Raw genomic sequence first — 19416 nt, 5'->3', positions numbered from 1 at the left:
CTACGAGTTTTCTGCTTTGTCTGACTTCCTTGCTCTTTTCTCCAACTGTCTCCATGTTTTCCCGTTCCCTTCGTTTTTGCATAACGCTTTGTCTCACGGTGCTGCTCTGTGTTACCGTCATCCCTGCCAGGGCAAATTTGACGACGGCAGAGCTGATCAAGCGGGGCCAAACTGCCTATGGCCTGGGGCAATATCAGTCTGCAGTAGACCTTTGGCAACAGGTAACTCAGCAAGGAACAGCGCTAGAGCAGGCTAGCGGTTTGAGTAATTTGGGGCTGGCCTACCTGCAGTTGGGGGACTATGACGGAGCAGCGGCAGTAATTGCTGAGGCGCTAGATTATCTGGAGTTACAGCCCCAATCTAACCAACAGCAGCGTATCTTAGCTCAGGTGTTGAGTGCCCAAGGCAAGCTATATATGGCCCAGGGGCAACTCAATGATGCGTTGGTGGTGCAGAGACAGGCAACGACTGCCTATGAAGCCGTTGGGGATAAAGCTGGGGTGTTGCGATCGCAACTCAACCAAGCCCAAATTCTCAGAGTGCAGGGCTACTATCACCAAACTCTAATTCAGCTAGAATCGATTGCCACCGATGTTGATGCCCTCCCCGATTCATCGCTAAAAGCAGCAGGGCTAAGACAGCTGGGCAATGCCTTGCTGCTTAACGGTGACACCCAAGGGGCCGTTGCCCGTTTGCAGCAGAGTCTGGAAGTCTCTAAAGCCATTGACTCGGCCACCGAGACAACGGGGGCATTGTTAAGTTTGGGCAATGCTGATCAGGCTAAGTCAGCCAACTATTATCAGCAGGCTGCTGCGGTTGCACCAACAACGTCCCTGCGTCTACAGGCTCAAGTGAACTTAATAGGTCTTTGGATTAAGGCCGGTAATTTTCAGGCAGCGCGAGACCTGTTGCCAGTAGTTGCCTCAGATTTAAAAGAGCTACCCCAAGGGCGTAACGCCATTACCATTCGACTCAATCTGGCCAACAGTTTGATTAAGGCCAATGGCGCGGTTTGGGAAAACCGGAAGACCGCTCAGCTATTGGCCGAGACGCTGCAACAGGCACACCATCTCAACGACCAGCAAGGCCAATCCTATGGTTTGGGCTATTTAGGGCAGTTGTATGAATCTCAACAACAGTGGAAAAATGCCGCTCAGGTAACCCAACAGGCGCTGGCCTTAGCCCAGGGCAGTGGGGCCGACATTGCCCTATATCAGTGGCAGTGGCAGCTGGGACGGATTCTCGAAGCCCAGGGGAATATTGACGGTGCGATCGCGGCTTACACCCAAGCGTTGGAAAGTTTACAAAAACTCAGGGTGGATTTGATTGCCGCCAGCCCAGATGTGCGCTTTTCATTTCGAGAGGAGATTGAACCTGTTTATCGACAGCTGGTCGATCTGTTGCTTAAAGCAGATACCGGCAGTACCCAAGATAAAGAGAATAAGCTCCAGCAGGCTCGTAATGTTCTTGAATCTTTGCAGGTGGCAGAACTGGTGAACTTTTTTCGGGCTGATTGTGTTGTGACCCAGACCGTAGATATTGAGCAGGTGAGCAGCAAGGCGGCTGTCATCTATCCCATTGTGCTAGACGATCGGGTCGAAGTGGTTTTTCGATTGCCAGGGCAGTCCTTAAACCATCGCTCTGCATTGGTTGAAAAGGAGCGGGTCCTTAGTACCTTGTCTCGGTTACAACGCTCGATTTCCTATCCGGGGGTGGATTTGCGATCGCGATCGCGCAATGCCCGTTTTGAAGTAGTGGCAGATCAGCCACTCACATTTATAACACCGGCCCAGCAGCTGTATGACTGGTTGATTCGCCCCATTGAAGCCGATTTAGCTACCGCCGATATAGACGTACTGGTCTTTGTGCTAGATAGTGCTCTGCGCAATGTGCCCATGTCGGTGCTGCACGATGGCAATCAATACCTGATCGAACGCTATCCCATTGCCCTCACACCGGGGCTGCAATTAATTGACCCTGAACCCCTGGCCAATCGAAATATTCGAGCGTTAGTGGCAGGACTGTCTGATTCTGTCGGAGAGTTTCCCCCCTTGCCCAACGTGGATGCTGAGATTGAAGCCATTCAGGCTCAAGTGCCCAGTGAAGTATTGCTGAATCAATCCTTTGTTGAGCCAAATTTTGCCAGCAAATTGACCACAGGTAGAGGTTCGGTGGTGCATTTGGCCACCCACGGTGAGTTTAGTTCTGAACTAGAAGACACCTTTGTTTTAGCCTGGGATGGCCCCTTAAATGCCAATCAGTTAAGTGCGCTGTTGCAATCGGGGGAAATTAGCCGAGACGAAACCATTGAGCTGTTGATCCTGAGCGCTTGTGAAACCGCCACAGGGGACGATCGTGCCGCCCTGGGGTTGGCGGGGGTAGCGATTCGCTCAGGGGCAAGAAGTACCCTGGCCACCCTATGGCTCGTAGATGACCGTGGGACGTCGGAGTTAATGGGTAGTCTGTATGGTGAATTAACCTCCACCAATCTTTCCAAAGCTGAAATTCTTCAGAGAGCACAGCTTAAATTGTTAAATAACGAAGACTATCAGCATCCATATTTTTGGGCCCCCTTTGTGCTCATCGGCAACTGGTTGTAGGCTCATGTATAAGCTCTATTCACCTGCTTACGTCCTGTTCTTACGTCCTGTATAGAGACTGGCATCATGGGCTCCGCTCCTTCCCTTAAGCGTCGTCATTTTCTTCAGTTTGCTGGGGCTACCTTAGCCACCATGGGGTTAAGTCAGCTGGACTTTCTGACCCAGGCAGAGGGGTATGGTCAAGCGCTGGGGCAGAGCACCCCCCGCAAGCTGGCAATGTTGGTGGGCATCAATGACTATCCGTTTGCGTCGGGTAATTTACGGGGCTGTTTGACCGATGTTGAGCTGCAGTATGAGCTACTGGTCAATCGCTTTGGCTTTAATCCCAGGGATATTGTGCGGGTAACGTCTGGGGGGGCATTATTGCCCACCCGTGAGACTATTTTACGGGTCTTTAAAGAACATTTAATCGATCAGGCTCAACCGGGCGATGTGGTGGTTTTCCATTATTCTGGCCATGGTTCACGGGTTAGCGATCGCAATCCGCTTGATCCTGATAACCCCTTAATTGGCACCCTGGTACCGATGGATGCCAGCCAAGATGGTCAGATGGTGAATCACATCACCAGTCGCACGTTATTTTTGTTGATGGAGGCCATCCGCACCGACAATTTAACAATGGTTTTAGATAGTTGTTATTCCGGTGGTGGCTTTCGGGGAAATACCTTAGTGCGTGCGGCTCCCATAAGTGCCAATTTAGATGGGAAAGACCTGATAGCTAATGACGCGGAGTACGCTTACCAGCAAGCGTTAATGGCAGAATTGGAGCTGTCATTTGATGAGTTTCAACAACGGCGTCATCAAGGCATTGCCAAAGGCATTGCCCTCGGTTCAGCCAGTCGTAATGAAACGGCGTTGGACATGGCTTTTAATGGGTTTTATGCTGGGGCATTTACCTATTTGCTGACCCGATATCTGTGGCAATTGCCCAGCAGCACTCCGGCGTCGGTGGTACAGGCCAATCTGATTCGCAGTACTGCCGCTGCTGCCCGTCAGCAAGACCATGGTCAGGTGCCTCAATTTGAAGCCGCCCCTGGCAGTGGTAATGAACACAAACCTCTATACTTTGTAGGTCCCGTATCTCCAACCGCAGAAGCCGTTATCACTAACATTACCCGCACGTCTGCAGGCAATCAGGTGGAGTTCTGGCTGGGGGGGGTCTCACCGCAATACTTAGAGACACCGGGAGATAACGCCATATTTACGGTGCTTGACAATGGTGTACCCGTTGGAGAGATTGTTCAGGCATCACGCACGGGGCTGCTGGCTAACGGAAAGCCCATGGGAGATATGGCCTTACAACCGGGGATGTTGCTGCGTGAAAAATTAGTGGGCTTACCCTCTAACCCGGTGCTTAAAATTGGTGTAGATTGGTCTTTAGGGAATGAAGTCAGTGCCACTGTCTCTGCTTTAAACCAGGCGCTACTCTCCCAAACCAATATCAGCCGCATCAAGGCACAGGCGGTAAATGAGGCAACGGCCTTTGATTTTTTAATTGGCCGCATGACAGATGCTGATGCTCAACAACTGTGGCAGGAGTTGGGCAGTGGAGTTGAGATTCCGCCTGTGGGTGCGATCGCTCTATTGCGCCCATCTAATTTAGAACCGGTGCCAGCCTCCTATGGTCGGGTGAACGAGACGGCAACAGCAGCGGTGAGCCGATTAAAACCCATGCTCAAGCGATTGCTGGCTAACATTATTCTGAAGTCCCTGGCGTCCACATCCTCAGGGCTAGACGTCAGCGGAGAGATTTTTACAGTCAGTGGCAATGGTCCCTCTCTACCGATTGTTGCGCGAAGCGGTTCGCATAATGCCTTGACCCGTATTCAGCCGTTTAGGGCTAACGAAGAACTGAAAATTCGGATGGAGAACCGACATTATAACCAGGCGTTGTTTCTTAGCTGTATTGCCATTAGCAGCGCAGGTGAAATGACAGTTGTGTATCCGGTTGACTGGAATGCACCAGATGATGCAGCCCGCATTGATCCCAACAGTGCGTTAGAGATTCCCCGCCCTGAGGATCGAGTTCGGTTTCAAGTGAGTGGGGCAGGCTATGTAGAATTGTTGACATTGGTCAGCACGCGCTCGCTGCGCAATGCCTTAAGGGGGTTACAATCCATCGCTCGGGGGCGGGGTACAAGCCGTGGCTATGTATCGATGGATGCGGATGAGAGTTTAGGGGTGATCACCGAACTGCTCGGGGATATTAACAGCATGTCTCGTGGCGGTGACGCCAGACTGTTTGCAGAGAGTTTAGATGAAGAAACAACAGCGGTAGACAATGGGACAATTGCTGCTTTTTCAACAATTATTGAGGTGACTGATGATATTAGTCAATGATATGGACCAGTGCGCCAGCATAAACACCCAAAGATGAGGGGATATTACACGAGTTCCTGACTGATAGTGCCCATTATCGAAGGGCATCCACAAGGGAGTGCCCCTACGGGATGGTCCATTTTTAATTGGGCTTAATGAATTTGGATTTGGTATTATTCACTATCCGAAGTAATGACTTTAATGGTCAGCTTACGTGGAGATTCTTCATTCTCTTCAGATTGTTGTTGGGGTGGAGACAACATCATCCGGCTCCACATCACTAGCACAGTACTAAACACGAAGATTGGTAACATGGGAAGTATGGTGGTTGAAGGACTATTGGGCTTTCCAAAAACTTTTCGACGGACGACCTATGACCTGTTATAGAAAATGCCGCTCTGCATGGCTGATACCGTTTTGAGTTTTGTTATTGTCAACTGGCTTTCATGCCAGCTATGTGTGGCACATCGTATAGTTTGTTGAGTTGCTCTATGACTTGTTTTGCCTGAGGTTGTTGGCCCGTCGCATTTAAATACCACAGTGCATCCAGGTAGTATTCGATGGCGATATCTGGATGATGGGTCATTTCGGCAATATTAGCGATTTCACAGAGAATCGTTGCCATTCGACCCTGAGTAGCGCTATCCGGTGCTTCCAAGGACCCATAGGCTTCTAATGATGCCCTAAAGGATGCCAGGGCAAAGAGATAATACCGTTGAGCGTGATAGATTTTACCCATCATCCCCAGAACAATTGCAGCGCAATACTGCCCCTGCTGATGGTCAATATCCGCAAGAATGTCACTGAGTTGTAAACCCCGATCAAGCACGTGAAGCGCTATTTGGTGCTTATATTGATGGCTGTGGCGCAGGCCTAAACGACAGAGTCGTAGAATTTCGATCTTTAAGCGCACAGGCAATGACGGATTGGATGTTGCTGTTGGAGAGGCGTCTAGTTCGGCATCTAGTTCACAGTTAAGTTGGTTGAGGCACTCAGTTACCTGGGTCACTGCCATCTCGTCATGATCCCGTTGAAAGGCTTCGATTGCATTGAGGTAATCGAGGCAGGCCTGATCCAAATTCCCGAACTGAATATGCAAATAACCCAGGGTTTGATGGTAGCGACCGTCTAAATACATGGGGTAGATGTCCTATCGAGAGTCACATCTATGTATTATTCTGGTGCGCCCCAGGTTATACAGATCTCGCAGATCCCATTTAGGCTTTGTCAGCATTACATTACAATGCTCCGGCAAAATCCATGGCTAGTTGTCTTTCAAAATCAGCAAAGTTAGCTGATGGCTGTCTATTTTTGGAGTAGTATCCAGGAAAAATGCGCATACAGTAGATGGTTCAAGCACATTTAAGGTCAAGCTATCGTTGTAGCCATTGAGGGTACTCCAGGTTGAAGCCGCTTCCACGTTAGTTTTTTGATTGATAAAACGTCCGCCATAGATCCAGAGAATAACGCTAGGTTCTCCAACCCTAGGGCTATTTATGTTTTGCGGATCAAGGGTGAGAATGTAACAACCCGGTGTTAGGGGAATACGATTGGCTGTAGATTGAAGCGCTGATATTTGGTTTTCGTCAAACGTATAGGTATGCTCCTGGCTATCAACGGTTAAGCGTTGGTGACAGGTTTTAGCCTTACTAAAAGGAGCAATGGGGACTTCAGCATTATGGCCTCCGTTTGTCTGATTTGGGCTAGACGAAAAGACGGGGGCAACGGGGGGAATAGCTTGGGAGATCGGGGGTTCCGCTAACGCTTCTGGCTGGGGTGTGGCCACTGGTGAGCGAGCGACATGGATATCGACATCCGGTTCACTGGCATCCGGTTCACTGACATCCGGTTCACTGACATCCGGTTCACTGGCATCGGGTTCACTGGCATCCGGTTCACTGGCATCCGGTTCAATGTCCTGATCTGAGGCATCTTGCATTATTGCCCCGGCGACTAAGCCAGCAGCGGCAGCTCCAGCCCCGAGACCTGCTAAGGGTAAGGGGCTGGCATCGGCACTGATATCATCGTGCTCAGGTGTTAACGTTGGTTCTTCTGGTGCTGGTGCAATCACCTCCGGGACTGGCTCAGGGACTGGCTCAGGGACTGGGTCGGGCTGGGGGGGACAGGGAACGCGGGTATGGAGTGAGCGACCCAGGGAAATCCATTGATTGTTAGCGTCTTCGTAGCCGAGTTCTGCCAGGTAGTCGCGATCGCACCTCGCCACCGGCAGCACCATCGAGGCTCCATCACCGTCAAAAACACCCTCAGTGACCGGATGACTATCAACACTGTGGGGGGCTTGATGATCTAGGTCAATACCCGTAGCGTCGTAGATTTTTACTTGAGGAGAATAGGCCTCATTAGTCAATAAGGCCCTCTGTTGCTCTTCTGCCATGGGCCAACGAACCGAGACCGCTTCGGAGGACTCTGGCTCAATGGACAACCACTCAATTGGAGCAATACCAGGCACTTCAGGCGCTGACTCTTCTTGTTCAGCATCGCTATCTTGCGCTAAGGCAGCAGCTCCAAGGCCAGCCAAAGCTGCTGCCCCCAGACCTGCCGTCGTCAGAGAACTGAGGTCTGCGCCATCATCCATTGCCTTTGTTGTTTCCGACGCATCAGGCATTGCAGATGATGCTTCATCGGTTTGATTAAGTGCATCAGGAGCAACAGACTCCCCGACACCTTCAGCATTGACAACAGAATCCGATGCTATGGTTGGGACTTCAGCATCAGGCACTGCGTTGATGCTGCCGGGTATTTCCGGCCCTTGATCCGGCAGATCTGCCAAATGGGTCAGTTCAGGAGTTACGTCAGGAGCCTCAATGGCTTCATTATGGATATTCGATTCTGAATCATCAGGAACTACGATATCGGTATCGTCTATTTCTGAGTCAGGATCTGTTGCTCGATCTTCAACTGGATGAGCAAGAGCCGCTGCTCCCAAGCCTGCACCTGCTAGGCCAGCCAGGTTAATGTCTGACTCAACAGGTTCATTGCCCGGCTCTGTGGCTGGCTCTGGTGTTGGTGATTTAGCGAAGGCAGGATCGGATGATGAGGGCAGTGGCTCTTGAAAAACTGGTGCTTCATCTGTTACGTCAGGGGGTGGGAGCGGTGTTTCTGAAGGTAATGGATCTGGCAGCGAGGGTTCAGCATTGTCCCAGTCTCGCAGGGCGTGGTCAGATACTTCAGGTTGTTGCTGATCTCGGCGGAGCCAAAATAGAAGAGGTAATCCTAAAAGAGGCAGAGCCAACCACCCCCAAGGGAAAGGCCTGATGGCTCTCTCAGGCGTGACGTCACTATCTGGGGAAGGAATCAAAGCAATGTCGTCGGATGAGCTATTGGTCGCAGGCCCTTGTACTGTGTCTTGTACTGTGGGCTCTTCTGACTCCGCTGGTTCTAGGTCTTCTGGTTTGGCCGTTTCCGTAGGCTCTCCTGACTCTGGGGTCGATGTTTCGGTAACACGACCCTCAAATGCACGATTCTCTGGTGCACGATTCTCTGGAAGTGAGCTGGGCTCAACTAACGTAACTGCCTCCTCAACAGTGTCTTGATTAGCCGGGTCTTCAACAAAATCCAGGAAGGGTCTCGCTGCATCAGAGGGTGTAGGACCATCGTATACATAGGCTAGATCACCGTCCCCAATAGGAACGGACACCAATCCTTTTTCGATTTCTTCTTCCGTTAGAGGCCGATCAACAATGGCCAAGTCAATATCACCAGATTGCACGGCATCTAACGCGTCCTGAGTCTCACGGGAGGAAATCTCGACATTAGAGCCAGGTACCTGTGCCAAAAATTCTGTTCCCAAAGCCGTATTTAACGGATCGATGTTTCTGGCACTACTGATGTGAACTAAAGGAAGCTCAGGAACATCTGAGGCCCTAGCTGTTTTCGATGGCTTATCGGGAATATAAGCTCCCCAGTCCGATGCCCATGCAGGCCTGCCCATCTCCATTGGCAACCCCATTGACAACGCTGACATTGAGACAACAGTCAGCGTCATTAGAACAGGGCGTCTGAAGTTCACAGCCCTATGGGCATCATCGCTATGGCGATACGGTATATGCCGGGATTTTTGGGGAGCAACCATGGGCCTAATAGGAGAATATGATGCGGATTTTATTATTTGAGACTTTAAATTTCGTAGCAGTTTCAGCTCTATCTATCTTTCAGAATGGAGAGTGTGATCTCACCAGAATTATCTTGTTTATAAGTGTCAAAGAAAAGCCCACATAGGGTTGCTGTCTCTAACACATCTAAAGTGAGCGTATCATCATAGCCATTGAGACTGCTCCAGGTGGCACCCACTTTCTTCCCAGTCTTTTTGTTGATCACGGTGCCCCCATAAACCCATAACATCACCCAAGGTTCAGGGGCAAACTGTTTCTGCTCAGCCCAATAGCTAAAAGCCCCCCGCTCAATCCGGATGACATAGGTGCCAGGCTCTAACTGAGTCGAGTTAGCCGTAGATTGAAGCGCATTTAAACGCTCTTGATCGAGTACATAACAATGTTCTTGACTATCAACAACTACGCGCATTTTTAAAGCATCCCTTGTGTAATAAAGAAGAGTGTAATGACTGGCTCGCTATAGCTAATTGGCTTCTAATATCGATAAGATAACTTGTCCAGAATTGTCATCTTTGTAGGTGTCCAAGAATAATGCACAGAGGTTTGTTCCTTCTAGTACCTCTAACTTTAGAGCATCGTCATAACCATTCAATGTGACCCAGGTTGCTCCTACCTCAACATTGGTTTTCCGATTGATAACTCGACCACCATAAATCCAGAGTATCACCCAGGGTTCAGGGTCAAAATCTGGGGCATTGGTCCAATAGCTGAAATTGCCTGACTTAATCCGAACAATGTAGCTGCCTGGAGCCAAGGGTGTGGTATTGCCCAATGATTGGAGCCGACTCATTTGGGCATGATCGAGGACATAGCAACCGCTCTGACTATCAATGGTTAGGCGGCGATAGATGCATTCTCGACAGCTTTGGTCAATGGTTTGAGTCAGAACATCATAGAAAGATCGATTAGATTGGTGATCAGTGAATGCTAATCCTCCGGTTGCTGTTGCGACTTGGTGATATTCGGCTACGGCGGCTGCGGTATTGCCTGGAGACTTTTGGGTGGACAAGTAGGTGTGAATGGTCGTGCCTGTATCCTTAGCGGTTTCAATAACAGGCTGAACCGTTGGTAACCCATCAGCCTGATTATCTGGACTCAGGCTTTCATGGCCCATGTAGAAAAGGGATTGGGCAGCTCCCGGTCGCCAGTCAAGATACCGGGTGAGGGTCGAAATAATATGGGCTGGAGATGGCTGACTATCTGTAACGCCTTGATTTTCTAAAGATATCCCTAAGTGATTCAAATAGTCAGAGGCACTTTGCTGAACAGGAGTTTCCTCCCATGGTTCATGGGTTCCCAGCCACGTAAGGCGTACATCAGCAGGACGGGCATTGGTTGTTGTTTCAATTGCCTCGTCCATTACCTGTCCCATGGCCGCTACCTCTGCTTTCAGGGGGGCCTGAGTGTTTACCAGAATCACCATGTCTAGCAGCTGTGGGGGTGTAACAGGAGCCTGAATCTCTTCAGATAGCACATCTGGCTTGACAGGGCGAGGTGAGGGTCTAGCTGGTGTATCTGTGGGGGGAAACGTTAGAGGTATGTCAGATAGCGCCTGACCATAGGCATAATGCTGTTTTCCTTCTTCAGACCGACCTAGCAACATCAGTGCATCCCCTTTGCCAATCCATGCCTGTGGTCGTGTTGGCTCATTTTCAAGGGCTTGATTAAAGTAGGCTAAAGCCGTTTCTAATTGGCCTTGCTTTACGTAAATTTGGCCTAAACCAATCAATGCCAACGCATTATTGGGAGAGAGTTCTAAGACTCTTCGAAAGTACGGCACTGCATCATTTAGCTGTCCTGACTCTAGACAGGTGAGGCCTTTGTAGTAGACTGCGATGGGACTTTGCCAATTAACCGTATATTCAATGGGAATAACAGCCGGGATAGCAGGTGCTGTTGGTTCTTCTGGTGCGATCGCTTGAACTGGAACGGCGGGTTGTTCCTCGATAGTCTCTTCAGCGTCTGGTGTTGTCGGTTTCCAGACTGGGATGGGCGTACCTTGCAGCGCATTGGCCTGAGCGTAGCAGCGGTTGGCTTCTCCCTGTCGCCCTAATACTAGTAATGCATCTCCTTTAGCTTTGAGAGCGTTTACCAATGAACTATTTAACTGTAGCGCTCTATCAAACTCTTCTAGAGCGGCTTCCGGTTGCTGCAGTTTTAGCAAAGCATTTCCTTTGCCGAGCCATGCTTCGCTTTCATTTGGGTCTACGGCAGTCGCTTGGGTAAACTGCTCCAGAGCATTGCTCCCCTGGCCCAGTTTCAAAAATACTTGACCGAGGCCCAGTAGCCCCAAGATGTTTCTAGCAGAAAGTTCTAGTAGCCGTTGAAAGTAAGCTTTAGCCTTATCCAGTTGACCTGACTTTAGACAACTCACCCCTTTTTGGTAAACAGCATCGGCGTTTTTCCAGTCAACGGTTTCTTCAATGGGAAGAACGACTGGAGGAGTAGGTGGTACGGGTTTAACAACTAATTGGATGGGAACAGCGAGTATCACCGGAGCCTGGGGCGGTGAAGCGGGTATAGATTCTGCCGGAGTTGTTTCCGTAGGCGTTATTTCGGGAGTAACAGTTGGTGTTTCATGGTATGTTTCGACAGGTACAGGTGTAATCTCCTGAGCGGTTTCAGTGGCGGTTTCAGTGACAGTTTCAGTAGCACCAGGTGCTTCTGGTTCCTTTAGTTGTGTTGATGCTGGCGGTGTTGGAATAACAGGAGGTGGCTGTACAGGGCTGGGAGGCCGTGCAGGTACTTGAGACTCTGGGACAGAGACTTCCTGGGTAGCAGTCTCTTCTTCTGCCATCTCCTTTGTTTGTCTGCGTCGGCTAAAGCCAAATAAAAATAATAAGGGCAGCGGTAGGAGCCCCCACAGCCAGACGGGGATACCAACACCATCTGTATTGGTCGCTGTTCTAGTCAGCGCAGGAGGATTGAGGGCGGTCGCTACAGCGGCGGCCTCGGCTGTTTTTGCAGCTCCTACAGCAGCCTTGCCAGATTCTCCTGTCACCCAATTGATAAAGGGTAGAACGGTGTTAGCATTGTCCTTTCTATAGACATAGCCGCGCACTTGAGAATAGGGATAATATTTGTCGCTGGGCAGGGTGTCTAGCAGTACGGCTATTTTTACGGTCTTTACTTGTCGTTGGCCCTGGATTTGATTTGCGATCGCATAGCTAATACCATCATTTCCCAGCCGCCGAATCACCGCAGCAGTATCATCGGTGTCCAGACGCACCACCTGGGCACCTTGGGCTTGCTCAGAGTCTGTCAAAATGCCGTATTTACTGAGAACAAGACGGGTATCGCTGGTGAGGGGACGATCGATAAAGCGAATGGGGCCAGGTGTGCCACCGATTTCAGCCCAGTTAGTAATTTTACCGCGAAAGATTTGAGCAAATTGATCCAGTGTCAATGTGCCATTAAATCGATTGTTACGGCCAATGATGATAGAAATTGCATCCTGACTAACGGGAATTTCGATCAGTCCTTGAGCTTTCTCCTTAGCCGATAGAGAACGACCAATAGCGGCAAGATCAATATCATCCTTTAGCAATGACTCTAGTGCTGGGTCAGTACCATTCGCCCGCAGCGTCACGTCCGTTCCTGGATACTCTTGCTCAAAGCGTTGTTTTAAGGCCTGATTGATGGGCTGCATCAAGCTAGTCCCGTCAATTCTCAACGCTTGTTCTTGCTCACCCCCCTCTAACACCGCCTCAGTTTGAACCACCTTATTAACAACAGCGGGGGGGCTATTCGATGTTGTAGCAACTGTCGGAGTCATGCCATCAACTAGAGTGACAGCCATCGCTGGATAAGGAAATACAGTCAGAGCCAGAACTAAAACAAGACCTAGAAAGACCAAACGCCGGGAGGTGGGAGCTGACCTGCGGTGCGGTAGAGCCATAGAATTTGCCGTGTAGAGGTAGAGGTAGGCAAGTGATGGGTGGGGACACCTAAATGTAAGCTATTTGATTTTCGCAGGGATGCTGTGTCGGAAACAAATCATCTTTACGTTAGCCATGGCTGTAAGTCACGTTTCTCAAAACAGTAGGGCATCTGTTTTAGATAAAATTGCCCCCATAAAGGTTCTCTATAGAGCCAATAACCCTCTAAAAGTCAGGCTTAGTAGTCTCTAAAGCACTGAGCGAATTGCTTTAATGACTTAGTGTACGAACACTTAACCTAATTTATTGTGGTTAAAATTTGTAACACTAAGGAGTTGTTAAGAAACAAGTTCATAATTTCGATGCAGTAACGTTTACCTTGACCTCACCGTATCTCTTTCCACACCTGAACTTTGGCCATGAACGACACCGTCCTTTCATATATGCTAAGGGCAGTGATTGCCCATACAAAAATGGCTACTGAAAGAACCCCAGTTACTGTCCTACTTACGGCTGAAATATTAGAAAAGCTACGCCCTTACCAACAAGAACGCGATATTACCTCTGTGACTGAAGCAATTTTGACAATTTTGCATGAACAGTTAGAAATCACTGACAAACCGACACCGCCGTTCTCCCCCAGCCCTTCGATTTATGATGGTGTTGAAGATGGAGCCTGTGAGGTATTGTCCGAGTATTTAGGAGCCTAAGGGCATTAGCCAAAGATATCTAACAACAGTTTGGATGCCATCAGAAAACAAACCGTGGCAACAACTGGGCGAATTAAGGCTGCACCTTTGGCTAAAACGATTCTGGCTCCTATGGAGGAGCCTATCACCTGCCCTGCCAGCATGATTAAACCAACTCCCCAATACACCTCCCCAAAAGCAAGAAAGTAAAGCAGTGATGACACGTTGCTGGTGTAATTCAAAATCTTTGTATGGGCGGTTGCTTTAGTCAGGTTATAGCCTCGCAGACTGACGAGTGATAAGGCCATGAACATACCCGTCCCTGGTCCAAAAAAGCCATCGTAAAACCCGAGGAACGGAGCAATCAATACAGAAAACGGGTTGTGTGCTAAGCGTTGTTTCTGGTCAGTGGCTCCGAGCCGGGGTGATAGAGCAAAATAGGCACCCATGCCAATCAGTAAGAAAGGGATAATCGCTTTGAGAACAGTGCTTTCGATCTGTAGCACCAGCCAGACGCCAATCACAGCTCCAACAAAAGTCATAAATACGGTGAGCTGAATGTCCTTTAGGCGCACAATTTGTTTACGCAGGAAATAAAGAGATGCGACCAATGTGCCGCCGCTGCCTTGGAGTTTATTTGTGGCTAAGGCAGCGGCGGGCGGTATGCCCACCATCAGCATTGTGGGTAAGACAATGAGCCCGCCACCACCGGCGATGGTGTCTACACAGCCTGCTGCCATTGCCACTACGAATAGCAGCGTCACCATTTCAATGGTAAATTCCATTTGTGTGTCCCCTGAATAGTCATGACCGGTAATCAATGCTCAGGCAACTTATCACGTCATGCATAGGGGCTGGTTTGGGAGATAGCGCAATTTTCTACCAAAACAGAGCAATTATATTCAAGCAGCGTTTTAAAGATTGCCCCACAGTAGGGACTGTAGGTTGAACTGCAAAATTAGGTCGCTGAGGACAGCCATATGGATTACTACACGCTAGGAAATACTGGATTGAAGGTTAGCCGTTTGGCCCTGGGCACGATGACCTTTGGTGATGACTGGGGTTGGGGGGCTGATGAAGCTAATGCCCGCCAGTTGTTTGATGCCTATGTGGAAGCAGGGGGCAACTTTGTTGACACGGCAGACCTGTATACCAACGGCAATAGTGAGCAAATGTTGGGCCGGTTTATTAAGGATAGTAAGACTCGCGATCGCATTATCATTACCACCAAATTTAGCTACAACTCTGAGCCCGGCAACCCCAATGCAGGCGGCAACGGGCGCAAAAATATCCTGCGTGCCGTCGAAGGTTCCCTGGAGCGCCTTGGCACCGACTACATCGACGTCTATATGCTACATACCTGGGATCAGGTCACTCCGGCTGCCGAGGTGATGCGTACCCTGGATGATTTAGTTCGCTCAGGCAAAGTCCGACATGTCGCCCTATCGGATGCCCCCGCCTGGTATGTCGCTCAAGCCCAAACCCTGGCCCAAGAACGCCACTGGGAACCCATCAGCACCGTACAGCTGGAATACTCCCTAGCCGAGCGCAACATCGAGTTTGAGTACTCAGCACTGGCTAAAAACTTGGGCACCAGTTTGATGGTGTGGTCTCCCCTGGCCAGTGGTCTGCTTTCTGGAAAATATAAACCTTCTGAGCAAGGTGGCGAAGGTTCAGGTCGGCTGGCAATGCTCGCCAACAGCGGTAATCCAGCTTTTGACAAATTTACTGAGAAAAACTGGGCCATCGTTGCAGAATTGGAGCAAGTGGCCAAAGAGTTGGACCGTTCTATGGCACAGGTCGCCCTTAACTGGGTTGTCAACCGTCCCGCCGTTGCCTCAGTGATTATCGGAGCCACTAAGCTACACCAATTGCAAGATAACCTAGGTGCTTTAGACTTCGAGATTCCCGCTGAGCTACAGCAGCGCCTGGATGAGGTGAGCCGTCCCGATTCTCGTTTCCCCTACACCTTCTTTGAGCCTAGCCTCCAGGGCATGATCAACGGCGGTGCCACCGTTGGTGATCAGCCTAATTCGTTTAATCAGCCTGTTTTAGTCAACGGCTCAGGAGCAGGAGTCGTTGCAGAATAGGGTTAACCTTTACCACCGCTGATGTAGGCTGCGGTTAGCTCATGGTTTGGTGCTTCAAACATCTGCTGGGCGGTGCCAAATTCAATCAATCGCCCCACGCTGTTTTGCACCCAAAACATGCCCACCTGATCAGCAATGCGACTAGCCTGAGCCAAATTATGGGTAATCACCACCTGGGTATAACGAGGCCGTAATCGCGTAATCAAGTCCTCAACAATGCCGCTGGCAATTGGGTCCAGAGCACTACAGGGTTCATCCAACAATAAAACCTCTGGCTGTAGCACCAAGGCTCGGGCAATGCACAACCGCTGCTGTTGCCCACCCGATAGAGCTAGCGCCGACTTACGCAGACGGTCTTTTACCTCTGACCATAACCCCACATCCCTAAGCACGACTTCAATCGTCTCCGCCAGTCGATGGCGCTCGGTCATCCCATGTTCTCGCAAAGGCAGAGCAAGATTCTCCCAAATACTCAACGGAAACGGATTAGGCCGCTGAAAAATCATCCCCACCCGGCGACGCAGCGACAGGGTATCCGTATTCGGATTCAGAATCTCCATCCCAGCCAGCCGAATTCGCCCCTCCACATGACAATCAGGCACCAAATCACTCATCCGATTTAAGCAGCTCAAAAAACTACTCTTCCCACAACCCGAGGGACCCACAATCGCCGTAATTTGCCCCACATAAATCGGCAGAGAAACCCCATCAAAAGCGATGTGACGACCATAGCGCAGACTCAGCTCTTGAACTTCTATTAAAGGCGCAGACTCAGCAACATTAGAAGCAGCCTGTGAGTGATAAGAAAGCATAGTCGAGAAAATAACTAAGGTGGGAATCAAATTGAAAGGAGACTTAAAGAATTAAGAAGATAAAAAAGAACCTGGAGAATTTAGATAACCTTTCCCATAAGGCGCTTGTGCTTAAATAATCATCCTATGAGCCCATCTCATTCTATGAGCCCATCTCATTCTATGAGCCCATCTCATTCTATGAGCCCATCACTCATCCACCCATCTACAGCCCCAACCTGAGCCTTTATTTTTGTGCAGTCCATAACCTTACCTCACCGACCAACGCCACGTAATCAACGCCGTCACCCCATTCAAACCCAACAACACCCCCAACAACACCAACGCCGATGCCGCCGCATTCCCATCCCCACCCGGCACATTCATCGACAAATCAAAAATATGAATTGACAACGCCCGTCCCGAATCCAACAACGATTCTGGAAACCGATCTACATAACCGCTTGTGAAAATTAAAGCAGCTGTTTCCGCCAAAGCCCGCCCCATCGATAACACCAGACCCACCATGAGCCCCGGTAGCGCAGCAGGCAAGAGAATCTTGAATAATGTAGTGGTTTTAGAAAGACCCAGAGCAGCAGCCCCTTGTCGGTAACTGGCAGGTTGCGATCGCAACCCCTCCTCCGTCGCCCGAATCAGCAACGGTAACACCATACAAGCCAGAGTCAACCCTCCAGAGAGAATCGAAAACCCCAACCCCAACACCTTAGAGAAAAACACACTGCCAAATAACCCAAATACAATCGACGGCACCCCAGCCAAAAAATCCAGACTACGCCGTACCCACATCCCCAACCGCTTATCACTCACCGTAAACTCCGCAAGCAACAGTGCCGTGGCTAAGCCTAAAGGCAGCGCAATCGCTAAGCACACGCCTAATATCAACAGAGTAGACACCAGGATAGGGGCAATTCCCCCTTCCCGCCCCGCATTCATCGGCTCAGACAAGAGAAAATCTAGGGATAATTGCCCTAATCCCTGCCCAACAATCGATAACACAATCCATAGAAAAACGGCAGTAATACTGGCTGCTGTGGCCCAAGTCGCCAATGTCAACAAGTAATCGAGCCATTTTGTAGCGTTAACTTGAGAGACTATTCTAGACACCATGACGTCTGCCTTGCTCCTCTGCACCTAAAACAGATGTAATCATCACCAGTAACCCCACCAGACCCAATAGCACCAACCCACTGACAAATAGCACCGAGCGATGATCCATCGTCGCATAGGCCATTTCCAACGCAATGTTGGCAGCCAAAGAACGCACCGGCGCAAAGACAGAATTTGGAATCTGCACCACATTACCGCAGACCATAAGCACCGCCATCGTTTCTCCTAAAGCACGGCCTGTTGCTAGAACAATTGCTGTGATTAGACCGGAACGCGCAGTCGGTAAAACAATCCGGCTGAGTATCGTCCACCGTGACAAACTAAGCGCCTCAGCACCCTTTAAATAATCGCCAGGCACATCTCCTAGACTGGTTTTTGAAAGGAGTGCCACCGTCGGCAATATCATCAGACTCAAGATCAAAATCCCGGCCAACAAACTTTGCCCCGGTGGATGAATCTGATTAATCTTGGGTACTAGAACGACTAATCCCCAGAAGCCATAGACCACGGAGGGAATCCCGGCCAACAATTCCAAAAGTCGCTGATAGATAGAGGCCAGAAGTTTGGGAGCATAAAACTGACAGAACAGAGCTGAGAGCAAACCGAGGGGAGTTGCGATCGCAATCCCGCCCAACGCTATTAACACCGTTCCCAATAAAATTGGCACCAGGTTAAACTGTCCCTCCAACGGATACCAAGCCTCATCCCCGAAGAATCGCAGTATGCCGATAGACTGCAAAGCAGGTAGCGATTCCTTGAGGACAAACACCGTAATCAATACGCCGATGGCTGCGGTGATCCCTGCCAATAACCGGAGGCCATTTAGCAACAGCCAATCATGGCGCTTAGCCCGTCTAAGAGACGCAGATGAGTCCACCTGATGCGATAAATTACCTTTACTGGGAGAAATCAATGGGTACAAAGTTCTGTTGCTCCACAATATCGTGGACTTCAGGGGACTGGGCAAAATCAATAAATGCTTTCGTGAGTGTTTCTGGATCACCCTTGGTCACAAAGTTCAGGGTACGCGACAGGGGAAATGAACCATCCTGCACCGACGCTGTACTCGGGTTGATACCCTCCAACGGCAACAGCTTTAGCGGCGCGCCCCGAGCAATACTGTTTTCCGCTGCGCCAATGGACACATAGCCAATGGCATCTGGATTGCCAGTGATCGTCTTAATTCCCTGCTCATTGTCACCAATGATGACCTGGGCGGCGATATCACTATTTTCTAACTTAAAGTGTTTGAGAAACACCTCTAACGTGGAACGCCCTTCCGCCTTATTCACTACACTGACAGGTGTATCATCCCCGTCCACCGCTGACCACTGAGTAATGCCACCGGTGTAGATATCTATAACTTGCTCAGGGCTCAACTCCGTCACCGGATTATCAGCGTGGATAATCATCGCCACACCATCGCGGGCCACCGCATAGGCCGTGACATCCGTTTCATCTGCGGCTAAATCCCGCGACATCATGCCAATATCCGCCTGACCGCTGCGGGCATCAGCTAATCCCCGTGAGGAACCCCCTGTCTGCACATCCACCCGTACTTCGGGATGTTCTTGCTCAAAGCGTTTGCCTAGCTCTGAGGCGAGGGGTGCCACTGTACTAGAGCCCGTCAAAATAACTTTTCCCTGTAGTTCACCATCCGCTGATTCCGTTGGTGGTGAACAGGCTGATAAACCAGCCAAGGTTAAGGCAATTAACCCTAATCTTTTCAAGTCAAGCGTTTGTACCATAGACCGACGTCCTTTAAAGAGACAACGTTCAGGGCACTGT

The 19416-nt window shown here is 49.9% G+C and carries 14 protein-coding genes; 4 read left to right on the top strand and 10 right to left on the bottom strand.

Annotated features, from left to right (window positions below; all coding sequences use genetic code 11):
• The first annotated feature begins 53 nt into the window (after positions 1-53).
• Complete coding sequence (locus SPB21_RS00970) at positions 54-2600, top strand: CHAT domain-containing protein (RefSeq protein WP_499865067.1); 2547 nt, start codon at positions 54-56, stop codon at positions 2598-2600.
• Positions 2601-2666: 66 nt separating this feature from the next.
• Positions 2667-4940 carry a caspase family protein gene (locus SPB21_RS00965; RefSeq protein ID WP_499865066.1) on the top strand — a complete coding sequence of 758 codons (2274 nt, stop codon included), beginning with the start codon at positions 2667-2669 and terminating at the stop codon, positions 4938-4940.
• 152 nt (positions 4941-5092) lie between these two features.
• Here SPB21_RS00965 and SPB21_RS00960 read toward each other — a convergent pair whose 3' ends face one another.
• The 5 genes from SPB21_RS00960 to SPB21_RS00940 all read right to left on the bottom strand — a co-directional run bounded on the left by SPB21_RS00960 (position 5093) and on the right by SPB21_RS00940 (position 12950).
• A complete protein-coding gene (locus SPB21_RS00960; protein ID WP_163659476.1) occupies positions 5093-5233 on the bottom strand; it encodes a hypothetical protein in 141 nt (46 codons plus the stop codon).
• 119 nt (positions 5234-5352) lie between these two features.
• A complete protein-coding gene (locus SPB21_RS00955) occupies positions 5353-6057 on the bottom strand; it encodes a hypothetical protein (protein WP_499865065.1) in 705 nt (234 codons plus the stop codon).
• 126 nt (positions 6058-6183) lie between these two features.
• Positions 6184-9012 (bottom strand): DUF4912 domain-containing protein, encoded by a 2829-nt coding sequence (locus SPB21_RS00950; RefSeq protein WP_499865063.1) that lies wholly within the window; start codon positions 9010-9012, stop codon positions 6184-6186.
• Positions 9013-9080: 68 nt separating this feature from the next.
• On the bottom strand, positions 9081-9461 hold the full coding sequence (locus SPB21_RS00945; RefSeq protein WP_163659483.1) for a hypothetical protein: 381 nt from the start codon (positions 9459-9461) through the stop codon (positions 9081-9083).
• Between the two features lie 54 nt (positions 9462-9515).
• Positions 9516-12950, bottom strand: coding sequence for a substrate-binding domain-containing protein (locus SPB21_RS00940; RefSeq protein ID WP_499865062.1), 3435 nt, complete (start codon positions 12948-12950; stop codon positions 9516-9518).
• A gap of 399 nt (positions 12951-13349) precedes the next feature.
• Here SPB21_RS00940 and SPB21_RS00935 point away from each other — a divergent pair, with 399 nt between their 5' ends.
• Complete coding sequence (locus SPB21_RS00935; protein WP_499865061.1) at positions 13350-13640, top strand: hypothetical protein; 291 nt, start codon at positions 13350-13352, stop codon at positions 13638-13640.
• A 5-nt stretch (positions 13641-13645) separates the two neighbouring features.
• On the opposite strand, the gene SPB21_RS00930 is transcribed toward SPB21_RS00935, so the two are convergent.
• Positions 13646-14404, bottom strand: coding sequence for a TSUP family transporter (locus tag SPB21_RS00930; protein WP_499865060.1), 759 nt, complete (start codon positions 14402-14404; stop codon positions 13646-13648).
• Positions 14405-14599: 195 nt separating this feature from the next.
• Between SPB21_RS00930 and SPB21_RS00925 the strand changes: the two genes are divergently transcribed.
• Positions 14600-15709 carry an aldo/keto reductase gene (locus tag SPB21_RS00925; protein ID WP_499865058.1) on the top strand — a complete coding sequence of 370 codons (1110 nt, stop codon included), beginning with the start codon at positions 14600-14602 and terminating at the stop codon, positions 15707-15709.
• A gap of 2 nt (positions 15710-15711) precedes the next feature.
• Here the strand turns inward: SPB21_RS00925 and SPB21_RS00920 are convergent, their stop codons facing one another.
• From SPB21_RS00920 to SPB21_RS00905, 4 genes are all read right to left on the bottom strand, one after another.
• Positions 15712-16521, bottom strand: coding sequence for a phosphate ABC transporter ATP-binding protein (locus SPB21_RS00920; RefSeq protein WP_499865057.1), 810 nt, complete (start codon positions 16519-16521; stop codon positions 15712-15714).
• 249 nt (positions 16522-16770) lie between these two features.
• Positions 16771-17628: a phosphate ABC transporter permease PstA gene (gene pstA, locus SPB21_RS00915; protein ID WP_163659495.1), complete on the bottom strand. Its 858-nt coding sequence runs from the start codon at positions 17626-17628 to the stop codon at positions 16771-16773.
• The gene (pstC, locus tag SPB21_RS00910) at positions 17618-18550 is read right to left on the bottom strand and encodes a phosphate ABC transporter permease subunit PstC (RefSeq protein WP_250564658.1); all 933 of its coding nucleotides are present in this window, start codon (positions 18548-18550) and stop codon (positions 17618-17620) included. Before pstC ends, pstA begins: the two co-directional genes overlap by 11 nt.
• Entirely contained in the window at positions 18525-19376 is an 852-nt protein-coding gene (locus tag SPB21_RS00905) for a phosphate ABC transporter substrate-binding protein (protein WP_499865055.1), read from the bottom strand. Before SPB21_RS00905 ends, pstC begins: the two co-directional genes overlap by 26 nt.
• Positions 19377-19416 lie beyond the last annotated feature (40 nt).

The organism is Leptothoe sp. ISB3NOV94-8A, from assembly GCF_043421595.1.
Classification (GTDB): Bacteria; Cyanobacteriota; Cyanobacteriia; order Phormidesmidales; family Phormidesmidaceae; genus Leptothoe; species Leptothoe turfae.
This window is presented reverse-complemented; position numbering and strand designations above follow the sequence as displayed.

What these genes read in the sequence shown, in the direction of transcription:
- SPB21_RS00970 (WP_499865067.1), top strand. Translation starts at nt 54, where the DNA reads ATGTTTTCCCGTTCCCTTCGTTTTTGCATAACGCTTTGTCTCACGGTG.
- pstA (WP_163659495.1), bottom strand. Translation starts at nt 17,628, where the DNA reads ATGGTGTCTAGAATAGTCTCTCAAGTTAACGCTACAAAATGGCTCGAT.
- SPB21_RS00960 (WP_163659476.1), bottom strand. Translation starts at nt 5,233, where the DNA reads ATGTTACCAATCTTCGTGTTTAGTACTGTGCTAGTGATGTGGAGCCGG.
- SPB21_RS00945 (WP_163659483.1), bottom strand. Translation starts at nt 9,461, where the DNA reads ATGCGCGTAGTTGTTGATAGTCAAGAACATTGTTATGTACTCGATCAA.
- SPB21_RS00965 (WP_499865066.1), top strand. Translation starts at nt 2,667, where the DNA reads ATGGGCTCCGCTCCTTCCCTTAAGCGTCGTCATTTTCTTCAGTTTGCT.
- SPB21_RS00940 (WP_499865062.1), bottom strand. Translation starts at nt 12,950, where the DNA reads ATGGCTCTACCGCACCGCAGGTCAGCTCCCACCTCCCGGCGTTTGGTC.
- SPB21_RS00905 (WP_499865055.1), bottom strand. Translation starts at nt 19,376, where the DNA reads ATGGTACAAACGCTTGACTTGAAAAGATTAGGGTTAATTGCCTTAACC.
- SPB21_RS00920 (WP_499865057.1), bottom strand. Translation starts at nt 16,521, where the DNA reads ATGCTTTCTTATCACTCACAGGCTGCTTCTAATGTTGCTGAGTCTGCG.
- SPB21_RS00950 (WP_499865063.1), bottom strand. Translation starts at nt 9,012, where the DNA reads ATGGTTGCTCCCCAAAAATCCCGGCATATACCGTATCGCCATAGCGAT.
- SPB21_RS00955 (WP_499865065.1), bottom strand. Translation starts at nt 6,057, where the DNA reads ATGTATTTAGACGGTCGCTACCATCAAACCCTGGGTTATTTGCATATT.
- SPB21_RS00935 (WP_499865061.1), top strand. Translation starts at nt 13,350, where the DNA reads ATGAACGACACCGTCCTTTCATATATGCTAAGGGCAGTGATTGCCCAT.
- SPB21_RS00925 (WP_499865058.1), top strand. Translation starts at nt 14,600, where the DNA reads ATGGATTACTACACGCTAGGAAATACTGGATTGAAGGTTAGCCGTTTG.
- SPB21_RS00930 (WP_499865060.1), bottom strand. Translation starts at nt 14,404, where the DNA reads ATGGAATTTACCATTGAAATGGTGACGCTGCTATTCGTAGTGGCAATG.